The sequence below is a fragment of the Streptomyces sp. NPDC014764 genome (genome assembly GCF_043082785.1).
Taxonomy (GTDB): Bacteria; Actinomycetota; Actinomycetes; order Streptomycetales; family Streptomycetaceae; genus Streptomyces; species Streptomyces althioticus.
Window position 1 is genome coordinate 549,929 of sequence record NZ_JBIBXY010000002.1, and the last position, 13,960, is coordinate 563,888.

The window sequence follows — 13,960 nt, forward strand, 5'->3', positions numbered from 1 at the left end:
GCTCCGTCCGCAGTGCCGGGTGAGGCACTGCGGACGGAGCAGCTGTCCCGCTACTCCTCGCCGAGACCGAGGCGCTGGTGCACCAGGCGGGCGAAGTGCGCGAGGGTACGGCCGGTGGCCAGGTCGGCCGGGGCGAGACGGACGTCGAACAGGTCCCTCGCCTGTACCAGGAACTGCATGCCGAGCAGGGAGTCCAGGCCGTAGTCGGTGACGTTGTGCGCCGGGTCCAGGCCCGACGGGTCGGTCTGGAGGACCGTCGCGAGGAGCTGGGTCAGCGTCTCGGTGATCTTCTCCACGGCCTCGCCGCCGGACAGCCCGGCGAGGGTGCGCAGCAGCTCGTCGCGGGCGTCCGGGGAGGCCACGCCGGCGTCCGGGGCCAGCGGTGCGAACCGCGGGGTGGCCAGCGCGGGCAGCAGATGGCGTGCGGCGCCCCAGCGGTAGCGGCCCACCCCGGCGACGTCGGCGCCCGCGGCCAGCAGGCGGCCCGCCGCGTCCAGGGCCTCACCGGGGCTGAGGAGTTCCAGACCGCGTTCGGTCATCGCGGACTCCAGGCCGGTGCGGGCGACGTAGCCGGTGCCGCCGATCGGTCCCAAGGCCAGGGCCGTGCCCGGCCGGCCGGCGGCGCGGCGGGCCCGGGCGAGGGCCTCCAGACAGGCGTTGGCCGCCGCGTAGGCGGCCTGGCCCGGGTTGCCGATGGCGGCGGACACGGACGAGTGGGCGAGGAACAGGTCCAGGTCACGGTCCGCGGTGAGCCGGTCGAGGAGGGCGGCGCCGCCCGCCTTGGGTGCCAGCACGGCGGCGAACCGCTCGTCGGTGAGATCGGCGAGCGCCGCGTCGTCCATGTGCATGGCCGCGTGCACGACACCGCGCAGGGGGTGCCCGCCGGCGTCCACGGCGTCGATGATCCGGCGCAGGGCGCTCTCGTCGGTGACGTCGGCGGCGTGGACGGTGGCCCGTACGCCCCGCTCGGCGAGGTCCCGGAGCAGGGCGGGGGCCTCGGGCGCGTCCCGGCCCCGGCGGGACACCAGGGCCAGGTGCCGTGCGCCCAGGCCGGCGAGCCGGCGGGCGGTGGCCGCGCCGAAGCCGCTCGTCCCGCCGGTGACCAGGTAGGTGCCGTCGCCGTCGAGCCGGAAGGGGCGGGGTGCGGGCTCCACCGGGACGGGTTCGTCGAGCGGGTCGAAGGTGACCACGACCTTCCCGGTGTGCCGGGAGTGCTGGAGCAGGTGGAAGGCCTCGTCGACGCGGGCGGCGGGGTGGGCCGTGTGGGGCAGCGGCCGGTAGGCGCCGGAGTCGACCAGGGCGCCGAAGTCCTCGACCAGCCGGGAGCGCAGCGCCGGGGCGTCGATGACGGCGTCGAGGTTGAAGCCGATGAAGGTGAGGCTGCGGTCGAACGGGCGCAGGGTGAGCGGGTTGTTGAGGAAGATGTCCCGCTTCCCCAGCTCGACGAAGCGGCCGTTGGGGCGGAGCAGGTCGAGTCCCCGGGCGATGGCCTCGCCGCTGAGCGAGTTCACCACGACGTCCACGCCCTGCCCGCCGGTGAGATCGCGCACCTGAGGGACGAAGTCCAGACTGCGGGAGTCGAGGACGTGGTCGGCCCCCAGGGTGCGCAGCAGGTCCCGCTTGATCTCCGTGCCGGCGGTGGCGATGACGCGGGCGCCCTGCCGGCGGGCGCACTGCAGGACGGCGAGGCCGACCGCTCCGGCGCCGCCGTGCACGAGCACGGTCTCCCCTGCCGTGAGGCGGGCCTGGTGGACCAGGCTGTGGTGGACGGTGAGGAAGGCCACGGGGAAGGTGGCGGCCTCCGCGAAGCTCATCGCGTCGGGGATGCGCACGACGGCGGCCGCGGGGGTCGCCGTGTGGGAGGCGAGGGCGGCCGGCATGAGGCCGGTGACCCGGTCGCCGGGCCGCAGGCCGCCTACGCCGGGTCCCACGGCGTGCACGATGCCCGCACCGTCGGTGCCGAGCCCTCGTGCGAGAGGGCTGTTCTCCACCGCCTCGGCGGGCAGCAGGCCGTTGGCGCGCATGGGGTCGCGGTAGTTCAGGGCGACGGCCCGCAGTTCGACGGTCACCTCGCCGGGGCCCGGCTCGGGCAGTTCCGTCTCGCGCCAGACCAGCCTCCGGTGCAGGCCGGGGTCGCGGACCTCGAGGACGTACGGCGTGCGGGCCGGGGCGGGCGGGGTCTCGCCCGCCGGGTGCTGCGTCTGCCGGGGGACGAACCGGCCCCGCCCGGTCAGCACGACCTCGTCCTCGCGGGCGGCGGGGTCGCCGTCGGCGGTGGCGCGAAGTTCGTCCGCGAGGCGGCGGGCGTCGGTGGCGGGGTCGCCGGTGCGGTGGCAGGACAGGCGCCGCAGGTCCAGGTCGGGCCGCTCGTTGGCGAGGGTGCGGCAGGCCGCCCAGACGGCCGCGTCACCCGGGTGGGCGGGCTGCTCGGGTGCGGGGAACAGACCGGTGGGCCGGGTCACCAGCCACACCTGGGGCCGCGCGCGGCCCTCGGCGGACTCGCAGGCGGCGGCCAGGGAGCGCAGCAGGGCGGCGCGGCGCACGGTGCGCGGGACGGTGTCGTCCGGACCCGGCTCCGCGAGCAGCAGGACGACGCGCGGGGCGGCGCCGGCGGGCAGTGCCGCGCGCCAGGCGGCTGGGGTGTCGGGTGCGGTGACGACGGCGGCCTCGCCGAGGAGGGCGGCCAGGCCGATTGCCGCGTCCGCCTCGGTGCCGTCCTCCACGGCGATCACCCACGGGGCGGCGTCCGGAGCGTGCCGGGGGGCTTCGGCCTGCGGAGCGTCCGTCACCGTCCGCGATCCTTCGGTGTCCGCACCGGCGGCCGCGCCCTCGTGGGGCGCGGCGGCGAGGAGCACGCTGCGGTCCTCCGGGCCGTGCTGGACGACCCCGGTGTAACCGCACTCCTCCAGCAGCGGCGCCCACCGGTCGCGGGGCAGGACGCGGCAGACGGGGCGCAGGGCGCGGTCGTCGCGCTCCCAGAAGTCGTTGAGCATGCCGGACCGCAGCGCCAGGAGCACCGCGTGGTGCGGTTCGGCGGCCAGCAGCCGGCCGCCGGGGGCGAGCACGGTGCGCAGGCGGCGCAAAGTCGCGGCGACGTCGGTGGTGACGTGCAGGGCGTCGGCGGCGAGGACGAGGTCGAAGCCGCCGCGGGGCAGTCCCTGGGCGACGAGGTCGCCGTCCGGGTCCAGGGTGCGGTACTCGGTGAAGTCGTGGCGTGCGAAGCGGCGTTCGGCGCGGGCGAAGCCGTGGCCGGCGGGGGCCGTGCAGACGTACCGCGTGCGGTCGGCCGGCAGCACGGGCAGGGCCGCGGCGGTCAGGGCGCCGGTGGTGGCGCCGATCTCCAGGACGCGCAACGGGCGGTCCGCGGGCCAGCGTTCGACGAGGGCCCGGAGCACGGCCTGGACGGCGCGCTGGGTGTAGCGGTGGGCGGGGCCGGTCTCGTGGAGCTGGTCGACGGTACCGTCACCGGCCGGCAGCAGCCCGTCGGCGTCGGTGACGCCGCGCACCACCTCGGGCAGACGGCACAGCTGCCGGTTGAGGAGCAGGGTTTCGGCGCCGTGACCGGGGTGGTCCTCCACCAGTGCCCTCAGCACGGCCTCGGGCGCCTCGCCCTCGCCGGTGAGCAGCCAGTGGTCGCCCTCCTGCCGGGCGAGGCCGTGTGCGGCCAGCAGCGGCAGCATCAGGCGGGCGGCCCGCCGGTGCCGGGGCTGCATGCCGCCCGTCACCAGGTCGGCGACGGTGAAGGGGGCGCTCGCGTCGGTGAGCAGGCCGCGCAGGGCGGCGGCCCAGCAGTGGGCGCCGGCGCGTTCGGCGGCGGCGACGAAGTGCCGGTGTCCGGTCTCGTCCAGGGCTGCCCGTGCGGCGTCGAGGCGGGGCGCGGCGGCGCGGGCCAGCTCGGCGGGGGCGGGCAGCGGGCAGGGGTCCGCGGGGGTGTCCGGGTGCGGGGCGGCCCGGAGCACGGTGCGCTGGACGGTGAGGGGGGTGTGTTCGGTCATGTGGCCGCGGCGGGTGCGGCAGCCGTCGATCTCGGCGGTGACCGTGCCGTCCGGGTCGGCGTAGGTGATGTCCCAGCACATCTCGTTGGCGCTGCGGGAGCGGCGGCGCAGGTGCACGAGTCCGCGGGGCGAGGGGGTGCGCCAGACACGGACGGCGCCGAAGACGGTGGGCAGGAACGCGGCGGACTCCGCGGTCGGACCGGCGAGGGCGACGGTGGCCTGGAGCGGGGCGTCGAGCAGCACGGGGTGGGCGGTGTGGGCCGATGCGTCGTGCCGCAGGCGGTAGGAGACCAGCACCTCGCCGTCACCGGCGTCGATGCGGTCGACGACCTGGAAGTCGGGTCCGCAGTTCAGGCCGATGGCGTGGCACATGCGGTAGAACGCGTCGGCGTCCAGGGCGCGTGCGCAGCGGGCGCGCAGCGCGTCGACGTCGAGCGGGCCGGGTGCGGTGCCGAGCAGGGTGCGGACCTGGGCGCGGACGACGGGCCGGCATGCGCCGTCGTGTTCCTCGCGGACGCTGATGGTGAGTGCGCCGTCGTCGGGGGTGACGGCGGTCTGGAGGGCGACCGGGGTGGGGTCGGGCCATGGCACGGACAGGGGCCGGCCGATCTCCAGGTGCCGCACCTCGACGGGCCGGTCCAGGGCGCGGCGGCCCGCGCTGAGCGCCATGTCGACGTAGGCGGCGGCGGGCATGAGGACGTCGTCGCCGATCCGGTGGTCGCCGAGCCAGGGCACCAGCTGGGGTTCGACGGTGCCGTGCCACACCGGGTGCGGGGCGGGCATCCGTTCGCCCACGAGCGGGTGGTCGAGCAGGCCGTTGCCGCTGGTGCGGCTGATCAGGTCCTGCGGGGTGCCGTGCCAGTACCGCTCGCGCTGCCACGGGTAGGCGGGCAGGTCGGCGACGCGGCCCTGCCGGGGGAAGTGCGCGCCGAGGTCGGTGCCGGGGACGGCGGCGAGGACGGCGGCGACCGCTGCGGCCGTCTCGCGCGGGCCGTCGCCGTCGCGGTGCAGGGTGGGGACGCAGGTGGCGCCCGTGCGGCGCAGGTAGGGGCGGAGCACGGGGTGCGGGCCGATCTCCACGAGGGTGCCGGCGTGGCCTTCGGTGAGCAGGGCGGCGGCCTCGGCGAACCTGACCGGTTCGCGCACGTTGCGCCACCAGTAGCCGGCGTCCAGTTCGGGTCCGTCCAGTCGGGTGCCGGTGACGGTGGAGACGAACGGGATGCGGGCGGGGGCCGGGGCGAGCCCGTCCAGGGCGGTGAGCAGCGGTTCGCGGATGGGGTCCATGGCCCGGCTGTGGAAGGCGTAGTCGAGGCCGATGTCGCGGAAGAAGACGCCGCGTGCGGTGAGTTCGGCGCCCCAGGCGGCGAGCGCGTCCGCGTTCCCGGCGACGGTCACGTCGCGGTCGCTGTTGACGCCCGCGATCTCCAGGGCGCCGTCGTACCCGGCGAGTTCCTCGCGGGCCCGTTCCTCGGGCAGGCCGACGGCGGCCATGCGGCCCCGGCCGGCGGTGGTGCCCTGGGTGCGGCTGCGCTCCGCGATCACCAGGGCGGCCTGCTCCAGGGTGAGGACGCCGGCGGCGTGGGCGGCGGCGACCTCGCCGACGCTGTGCCCGGCCACCGCCGCGGGCCGCACCCCGTACGAGGCGAGCAGCGCGGTGAGGCCGACCTGCACGGCGAACAGGGCGGGCTGCGCGACCTCGGTGCGCTGCCAGGTGCGGGGCGCCGGGTGGGCGAGTTCCTTCATCACGGACCGGCCGAGGTACGGGGCGAGGGCCGCGTCGGCCTCCTCGACGGCCCGGCGGAAGACCGGCTCGGCGTCGAGCAGGCCGGCGCCCATGCCGGGCCACTGGGAGGCGTTGCCGGAGTAGACGAACGCCGCGCCCGCCCGCTCGCTCACCCGGACCACGGCCCCGCGGGCGGGCTCGCCGGCCGCCAGGAGGTCCAGCTGGCGGGCGGCGTCCGTCGGACCGGCGGCCAGGACCGCGGCCCGGTGCGGGTGCGCGGTGCGCCGTACGGTGCTGGTGCGGGCCAGGTCGTAGAACTCCGCCGGCTGCGCTGCCCGCAGCCGTTCGGCCGTGCGCCCGGCCAGTTCCTTGAGCGCCGCGCCGGAGCGTGCGGACACGATCAGGGGCAGCGGGCGCCCGGTCCCGTCGGGTTCCGGCTCGGGTTCGGGCGCGGCGGGCGGCGGGACGACGACGGCGTGGGCGTTGGCCCCGCCGAAGCCGAAGGCGCTCACGCCCACGGCGGCCCGTTCGTCGTCGGGTACGGGGACGGGTTCGACGGCGGGAGCGAGGTTCAGGCCGTCGAAGTCGATGCGGGGGTTGAGCGGGAGGGCGTGCAGGGACGCCGGGACGAGCCGGTGGCGCAGCACCAGGATCGCCTTGAGCAGGCCCGCCATGCCGGAGGCCGGCTCCAGGTGGCCGATGTTGGTCTTCACCGACCCGATCGGCAGCGGGCCGCGGCTGCGGCGCCGGCCGAGGGCGCGGCCGATGGCCTCCGCCTCGGCGGGGTCGCCGGCCTGGGTGCCGGTGCCGTGCGCCTCGACGTACAGCAGGTCGTCGGGGCCGACGCCGGCCCGCGCGTACACCTCGTGCAGCAGCGCCTCCTGCGTCTCGGCGCTGGGCACGATCATGCCGGTGCTGCGGCCGTCGGTGTTGTTGCCGGTGGCGGCGAGCACGGCGTGGATCCGGTCGCCGTCCGCGACCGCGTCGGCGAGGCGCTTGAGGACGAGGACGGCGCCGCCCTCGGCGCGGACGAAGCCGTCGGCGTCGGCGGAGAAGGCCGCGCAGCGCCCGCGCCGGGACAGCATGCCCGCGTACGAGAACCCGGCGAACGAGTAGGGGCTGGTCAGGACGTTGACGCCGGCGGCGAGGGCGACGCGGCCGGTGCCCTCGTGCAGGGTGCGGCAGGCGCGGTCCAGGGCGACCAGCGCGGAGGAGCAGGCGGTGTCGACGGCCATGCTGGGGCCGCGCAGGTCGAAGGCGTACGACAGGCGGTTGGCGGTGATGGAGAGGGTGGCGCCGGGCATGGTGTGCGGGCTGGTGTGGTTCTGCGCCATCGACAGTCCGACGCCGTACGCCGGGTCGGAGACGCCGACGTACACGCTGGTGTCCGACCCGGCCAGCGACTCGGCGGGGAGGCCGGCGTCGTCGAGGGCCTCGGCGGCCATCTCCATCAGGAGCCGCTGCTGCGGGTCGACGTGCCGGGCCTCGGCGGGCGACATTCCGAAGTAGGCGGCGTCGAAGGAGGCCACGTCCGGCAGGAAGCCGCCGGCTGCGGTGTAGCTGCGGCCCGGGCGGACCGCTCCGGGGTCGACCGTCCGGTCCCTGGGGAAGCGGTCGGCGGGCATCTCGGTGACCATGTCGCGCCCCTCGCGCAACACGGACCACAGCCCGTCCAGACCGGTGATGCCCCCGGGGAGCCGGCAGCCGATCCCCACGACCGCCACCGCTCGTTCGTACTCCTGCATCGCCAAGTTCCCGCCCTCTCGCGCCGATTGCCAGCTTTGTCAGCGGAGTAGAGAACATCCCGGTTCGAAAAGGCCAGCGGCGCCCACTCGTTGGAGTGAAGGTGATCGTCCGCAAGGCGTTTGCGCAGGCTGCCGCCGTTACGGTGACGCGGTGCCCGAAGCCCTGCGTGCCCGCATCGCGGCCGTCACCGCTCATCTGCCGTCCCGTTACCGGACCATGGAGGAGATCCGTGCCCGGATCGCCGCGACCGGCGGTTACGCGCCGCCGCCAGGCCTGCTGGAGGACCTCACGGGCGTGCGCGGCGTCCATGTGCACGAGGACGGCGAGAACGCCTCCGACCTCGCCGTGGCCGCCGCCCGCCAGGCGCTCGACGAGGCGGGGCTGAAGATCGGCGACGTCGACCTGCTGCTGTTCGCGTCCACCTCGCAGGACCTGATCGAGCCCGCCACCTCCCACCTCGTCGCCGCCAAACTGGACGCCGCCTGCCCGGTGTTCGACGTGAAGAACGCCTGCAACAGCGTCCTCAACGCGATGGAGGTGGCGACGGCGTTCATCGAGGCGGGCCGCTACCGCACGGTGCTGATCGCCTGCGGCGAGCCCGCGACCCTGGCGACCCGGTGGCACGCCCCCGACCGGCAGGCCCTGCTGCGGGCCCTGCCGGGATACACCGCGTCCGACGCGGGCGCGGCGATGGTCCTCACCGCGGGGCCGGCGGGCGAGGACGACCCCGGTGTGCTGTCGCTGCGGTTCGTCAGCAACTCCGCCGCCTGGGAGGCGTGCACGGTGGCCGGCGGAGGCAGCATGCACCACCTGTCGGTGCACGACGACCACACCACGCTGCGGCTCAACGGCGACCTGCGGCAGGGCGCGCTCGACGCGCTGCCCCGCATCCTGGAGACGGCCTCGGAGGAACTGCGCGCGGTGTCGTCCTGCGCCTTCGTCGCCTTCCACCAGATCGCGATGCCCCAGTACCGGGAGACGCTCGAGATGTTCGGTCTGCCCGAGGACCGGTGCATGGCGGCGGTGGCCGAGCACGGCAACTGCGCGGCCGCCTCGCTGCCGTTGCAGCTGACGAAGGCGGTGCGCGCCGACCGGATCGAGCGCGGGGACCTGGTGGCGATGATCGGCCTGGCGAGCGGTTTCAGCTTCGGCCTGGCGCTGGTCCGGTGGTGACCGCCGTGCCGGCGGTCCGCGCCCCGGCCCCCGGCGTGCTGGAACGGCTCATGCCGGGCTACCCGGACCCCCGGCACTGGCGGCGCGCGCCGGTGACCGGTCAGCACTACCTCGACCTCGGCAGCGGAAGCCCGGTGCTGTTCCTGCACGGCAACCCGGCCTGGAGCTACGTCTGGCGCAAGCTGCTGCACCGGCTGGCGCCGCACGCCCGCTGCCTGGCGCCCGACCTGCCGGGGTTCGGCCTGTCCCGGCACCTGCGGCCGGCCGGCGGGGTGCCCGACCCGTACGAGGCCCAACTGGAGGGCCTGGACGCCCTGCACCGCCATCTGGTGAACGACCGGGGGCTGCCCGAGCGGGGCTGGACGTTCGTGCTGCACGACTGGGGCGGTCCTCTCGGCGTCGCCTGGGCGCTGCGCAACCCGGGCGTGGTGGAGCGGCTCGTCGTCTGCAACACCGTGACCTTCCCCTTCCCCGACGGGTTCCGGCTGCCGTTCTACCTGCGCTGGATCCGCGACCACCGGCCGGTCTCCGGGCTGGTCCACCGGACCAACGGCTTCGCGCGGACCGCCGTGCGCGCCGGGGTGCACCGCCCGCTGTCCCCCGCCGAGCGCCGCGCGTTCCTCAGGCCGTACGCCCGCCGCGCCGAACGCGGGGCGCTGACCGACGCGGTGCGGGCGATCCCCCGGGACCCGGCCGACCCGGTCTGGCGGCTCCTCGAACCGCCCGCCGGCGGGACGGGGCTGACGGACCTGCCGGTGCTCGTCGGCTGGGGCATGCGCGATCCCGTCTTCACCCCGGACCTGGCGGCCGAGTGGGAACGCCGCTTCCCCCGGGCCGCCGTCCACCGCTTCCCGGACGCCGGCCATTACGTGATGGAGGACGCGGCACCGGAACTGGCCGACCTGATCAGAGACTTCCTGGGGGAACGATGACCGCGACCGTTTCCGGGCTCGCCGAGCGGCTGGAGGGCCGGTCCGACGGCCTCGCGCTGGTGACGTGCCGCGGGGGCGCGTCCCGCACGGTCGCCCGGGGCGAGCTGCTTCGCGGCTGCCACCGGATCGCCCGCGACCTGCACGACGCCGGGGTACGCCCCGGCGACAAGGCCGTCGTGATGACGCGCGACGCCTACGACCTGACGGCCGTCACCTACGCCCTCGGCGTGCTCGGCGCCGTTCCCGTGCTGATCGAGCCGCGCGCCGAGGTGAGCCGCTGTCTGGCGGACGTCGCCCCGGACGTCTTCGTCGGGGAGGCCCTGGCCCACCTCGGGCGCCGCGCCCTGCGCTGGGGCCGGCCGCACGTGCGCATCCCCCTGGTCACGGGCCCGGTCCCGGTGCCGGGGGTGCGGCGGCTGGTCACCGCGCCGCCGGGCTCCGGCCCCCTCGACCCGCCGGACCTCCACGAGCCCCACGGCGACGACACCGCCCTGATCGCCTTCACCTCGGGTTCCACGGGGCGGCCCAAGGGAGCCGAGTACCGCCTGTCCACGGTGGCCGGACAGCTCGACGCGCTGACCGCACTGATCGGACCGCGCCACGACGACGTCCTCCTTGCCGGGTTCCTTCCCGTCGCCCTGCTCGGTCCGCTGCTGGGCCCGGTCACCGTCGTCCCGGCGGTGAACCACCTGGCCCCGGCCCGCACCCGGCCGCAGGAGGTGGTGGCCCCCGTCCTGGAGCACCGGGCCACCGTCGTCCTGGCGTCGCCCGCCGTGCTCACCCTGCTCGCCCGGCACTGCGTCCGCCACGGCGTCCGGCTGCCCTCGGTGCGCCAGGTGCTGTCCTTCGGCGCGCCCCTGCGCGTCGGCCTCGCCGAGGCGCTGCGGGCCGTGGTGCCGGACGACGCGGACGTGCGCAGCGTCTACGGCGCCACGGAATGCCTGCCCGTCTCGTCGATCGGCGACCACGAGCTGCGCGACACCCGCACGGTCCCGCCCGCCGGGCACGCCGGCACCTGCCTGGGCCGCCCGCTGCCCGGCATCAGGGCCCGGATCCTGGACGCCGACGCCACCGGGGCGGGTGAGATCGCGGTGGGCGGTCCCACCGTCAGCCCCGCCTACCACGGCCGCCCGGACGCCGACACCGCCACCAAGAGCGACACCGGCGAGGGCCTGCTGCACCGCACGGGCGACCTCGGCCGGGTCGACGACGAGGGGCGGCTGTGGTTCCTCGGCCGCAAGGCCCACCTGATCCACGGTGTCGACACGGACACCGGCGCCCCCTTCACGCTCGCCCCCGAGGACCTGGAGGCCACGGCGGACACCACGCCGGGCGTGCGCCGCACCGCCCTTGTCGGCATCGGCACCGCGCGCCGTGAACTGCCCGTCCTGTGTGTCGAGTTGCTGCCCGCCGTGGCCCGCTCCGGAGCGCTGGCGGCCGTGCGGGAGGTGGTGCGCAAGCATCCGGACGGCCACCGGGTGGGCGCCTTCCTGCTGCACCCCGGCTTCCCCACCGACCCCCGGCACAACTCCAAGACCGACCGGGGCCGGCTGGCCGGCTGGGCCGCCCGGCGGCTGCGCGGGAGGCTGTCGTGAAGGTCCTCGTCACCGGAGGGAGCGGCTTCCTCGGCCTGGAGCTCTGCCGCCGCCTGCGCGCCCGCGGGGACACCGTGGCCTCCCTGAACCGGCGGTACAGCACTCACCTGGACCGGCTGGGCGTCCGTCAGCATCTCGGCGACCTCGCCGACACCGCCGCGGTCTCCCGCGCGGTCGCCGGGCAGGACGCCGTCGTGCACAACGCCGCCCTGGCCGGGGTCAGCGGCCCGCCCCGGCCGTACTGGACCACCAACGTCCTCGGCACCCGGCACGTCGTCGCGCAGTGCCGTGCCCACGGGGTGCGCACGCTGGTGTACACCTCGACCGCCAGTGTCGTCTTCCGGCCCGGCGGCCTGGAGGGCGTCGACGAGAGCCTGCCGTACGCGCTCCGTCATCTCGCCCCGTACCCGGCGAGCAAGGCGCGCGCGGAGGCGCTGGTGCTCGCCGCGCACGGCCCGGACCTGGCGACGGTGTCGCTGCGCCCGCACATCGTCTGGGGGCCGGGCGACCCGCACTTCGCGCCCGCCCTCGCGCGCGCCGTACGGGCCGGACTGCTGCCGATGCCGGGGCGCGGCGCCAACCTCGTCGACACCACCCATGTGCGCACCGCCGCCCACGCCCACCTGCTCGCCCTGGACCGGCTGCGGCGGACGCCCGAGGCGGGCGGCCGGGCCTACTTCGTCGGCCAGGGCGACCCGCGGACCTTGCGGGAGATCACCGGGCACTTCCTTCGGGCCGCCGGGATCCGCGCCCGCTGGTGCGCCGTGCCGCCCCCGCTGGCGGCCGCGGGGGCGACGGCGGCCGACGCCCTGCTGCGGCTGGCCGGCAGCACCCGCACCCACGCCCTGAGCCGGTTCCTCGTCGAGGAGCTGCTGCACCCGCACCACTTCGACCTCACCGCGGCGCGCCGCGACCTCGGTTTCGTGCCGCCCGTCTCCTTCGACGAGGGCGTCGCGGAGCTTGCCCCGTCCCTCCCCCACCCCAGCGAGGAAGAACCGTGCCGGACTCCTACGACGTCCTCCGATCCGTCCTGACCAGCTCGTTCCGTGTCCCCGAGGAGGAGATCGAGCCGGAGCGCACCTTCGCGCAGCTGGACCTCGACTCGCTGGCCCTGACCGAGCTGGTGCTCGTCCTCCACGAGCGCCTCGGTGTGCGGGTGAGCGCCGAGGCCGCCGTCGGCACGTCCACTCTGGAGGAGGTCGCACGGCAGCTCGACGCCCTGCGGGCGGAGGGCGCGCGCCCGGTGGGGCCCTCATGACCGTCGCCGTCACGGGACTCGGCCTGGTCACCCCGGCCGGGGCGGGCGTCGACGCCGCCTGGGACGCGGTGTGCCGCGGCGAGGGCACGGCCGCCCGCGATCCGGCGCTGGCGGGGCTGCCCGTCGACTTCTCCTGCCGCGTTCCCCTGCCACGTGAGGAACTGGACCGGCGTGTGGGACGCGCCTCGTGGCGCACGGCGCGCAACGCCGTGCTGTCCGTGCTGGCCGCCCGCGAAGCCGTCCACGACGCGGGCCTGGACCCGGTCACCTGGGACGGCGGGCGGGTCGCCGTCGTGCTCGGCTGCGGCCTCGGCGCGGACGAGGTGCGCGAGCAGCAGGCCAGGCGACTGGAACAGCGGGGCGCCGACCTGGTGTCCGCGCTGACCATCCCCCACATCCTGCCGAACACGGCGGCCGGGGAGGTCTCCATCGACCTCAGGGCGCGCGGTCCCGCCCTCGCACCGGCCACGGCGTGCGCGTCCGGCGCCACCGCCGTCGCCGTCGCACGCGACCTGCTGACGGCCGGCCGCTGCGACATCGCCGTGGCGGGCGGCACCGAGGCGGCCGTCATGCCGCTTGCCGCCGCCGGGTTCTGGCGCATGGGCGCGCTGTCCGGGCGCACGGACGCGCCGGCCACCGCGTCACGGCCGTTCGCCGAGGACCGGGACGGCTTCGTCCTCGCGGAGGGCGCGGGAGTCCTCGTACTGGAGCGCGCCAGAGACGCGGAGGCACGCGGAGCATGCGTGCGGGCCCGGCTCGTGGGCTGCGGCAGCACCTCGGACGCGCACCACCCGACCGCGCCCGCCCCGGACGGCCGGGGCGCGGAAGAGGCACTGCGCGGCGCCCTCGCGGACGCCGGCCTGGTCCCGGGGGACGTCGACCACGTCAACGCGCACGGGACCTCGACGCCGCTGAACGACGCGGCGGAGGCGGCCCTGATCTCACGGGTGCTGCCGCACCGGCCGAGCGTGACCGCGCCGAAGGGCGTGCTGGGGCACAGCCTGGGAGCGGCGGGCGCCGTCGAGGCGGCACTGACCGTCCTGACCCTCCAGCACCGCACGGTGCCGCCGGTCGGGAACCTGCTGGCGCCCGCGGCGGCCTTCGGCATCGACTGCGTCACCAAGGCGCCGCGCCGGCAGGACGTGCGGGTGGCGGTCAGTCACTCGTTCGGCTTCGGCGGCCACAACGTCGTTCTGGCCTTCGCCTCCTGACGCTCCGAAGCCCTGGTCGTGCGCGGGCGGCCGGGCCCACCGGACCGGACGCGGGGGCACCTCTGCCGCCGAACACCGGGCCGCGGCCACCTCACGCTCCCGTACGCCGAGCGCGGGTCGCAGGCCGGGCGCGTCCGTGCACGGACCGGGCGCGCGCCCGCGAGCCGTCCCCGGGCCCGAGCCCGCGGGGCCCGCACCGCTCACCCCACTCACCCGCCGCCTTGCCGCCCGGTGCCTCACCACGCCCGGCCGGGGCGCCGGCCCGTACGGACGGAGAGCGAGGCCCGCGGGCCTCCCGCGCACTGGCCGAACCCGCACTGCCCGCAG

The 13,960-nt window shown here is 76.5% G+C and carries 7 protein-coding genes; 6 read left to right on the forward strand and 1 reads right to left on the reverse strand.

Annotated features, from left to right (window positions below):
- Positions 1-50: 50 nt before the first annotated feature.
- The gene (locus ACF1AG_RS07565; protein ID WP_391809465.1) at positions 51-7,463 is read right to left on the reverse strand and encodes an SDR family NAD(P)-dependent oxidoreductase; all 7,413 of its coding nucleotides are present in this window, start codon (positions 7,461-7,463) and stop codon (positions 51-53) included.
- A 151-nt stretch (positions 7,464-7,614) separates the two neighbouring features.
- Between ACF1AG_RS07565 and ACF1AG_RS07570 the strand changes: the two genes are divergently transcribed.
- Genes ACF1AG_RS07570 through ACF1AG_RS07595 form a run of 6 tightly spaced genes read left to right on the forward strand, consistent with a single transcriptional unit; the run spans position 7,615 to position 13,633 of the window.
- Positions 7,615-8,637, forward strand: coding sequence for a 3-oxoacyl-[acyl-carrier-protein] synthase III C-terminal domain-containing protein (locus ACF1AG_RS07570; protein ID WP_359601375.1), 1,023 nt, complete (start codon positions 7,615-7,617; stop codon positions 8,635-8,637).
- Entirely contained in the window at positions 8,634-9,569 is a 936-nt protein-coding gene (locus tag ACF1AG_RS07575) for an alpha/beta fold hydrolase (RefSeq protein ID WP_359601374.1), read from the forward strand. The genes ACF1AG_RS07570 and ACF1AG_RS07575 overlap by 4 nt, the downstream gene beginning before the upstream one ends.
- Entirely contained in the window at positions 9,566-11,164 is a 1,599-nt protein-coding gene (locus ACF1AG_RS07580; protein ID WP_359601373.1) for an AMP-binding protein, read from the forward strand. Before ACF1AG_RS07575 ends, ACF1AG_RS07580 begins: the two co-directional genes overlap by 4 nt.
- The gene (locus ACF1AG_RS07585) at positions 11,161-12,198 is read left to right on the forward strand and encodes an NAD-dependent epimerase/dehydratase family protein (RefSeq protein ID WP_387795489.1); all 1,038 of its coding nucleotides are present in this window, start codon (positions 11,161-11,163) and stop codon (positions 12,196-12,198) included. The genes ACF1AG_RS07580 and ACF1AG_RS07585 overlap by 4 nt, the downstream gene beginning before the upstream one ends.
- A complete protein-coding gene (locus tag ACF1AG_RS07590; RefSeq protein ID WP_359601371.1) occupies positions 12,162-12,422 on the forward strand; it encodes an acyl carrier protein in 261 nt (86 codons plus the stop codon). Before ACF1AG_RS07585 ends, ACF1AG_RS07590 begins: the two co-directional genes overlap by 37 nt.
- Positions 12,419-13,633 carry a beta-ketoacyl-[acyl-carrier-protein] synthase family protein gene (locus ACF1AG_RS07595; protein ID WP_391809466.1) on the forward strand — a complete coding sequence of 405 codons (1,215 nt, stop codon included), beginning with the start codon at positions 12,419-12,421 and terminating at the stop codon, positions 13,631-13,633. The genes ACF1AG_RS07590 and ACF1AG_RS07595 overlap by 4 nt, the downstream gene beginning before the upstream one ends.
- The last annotated feature ends 327 nt before the right edge of the window (positions 13,634-13,960 follow it).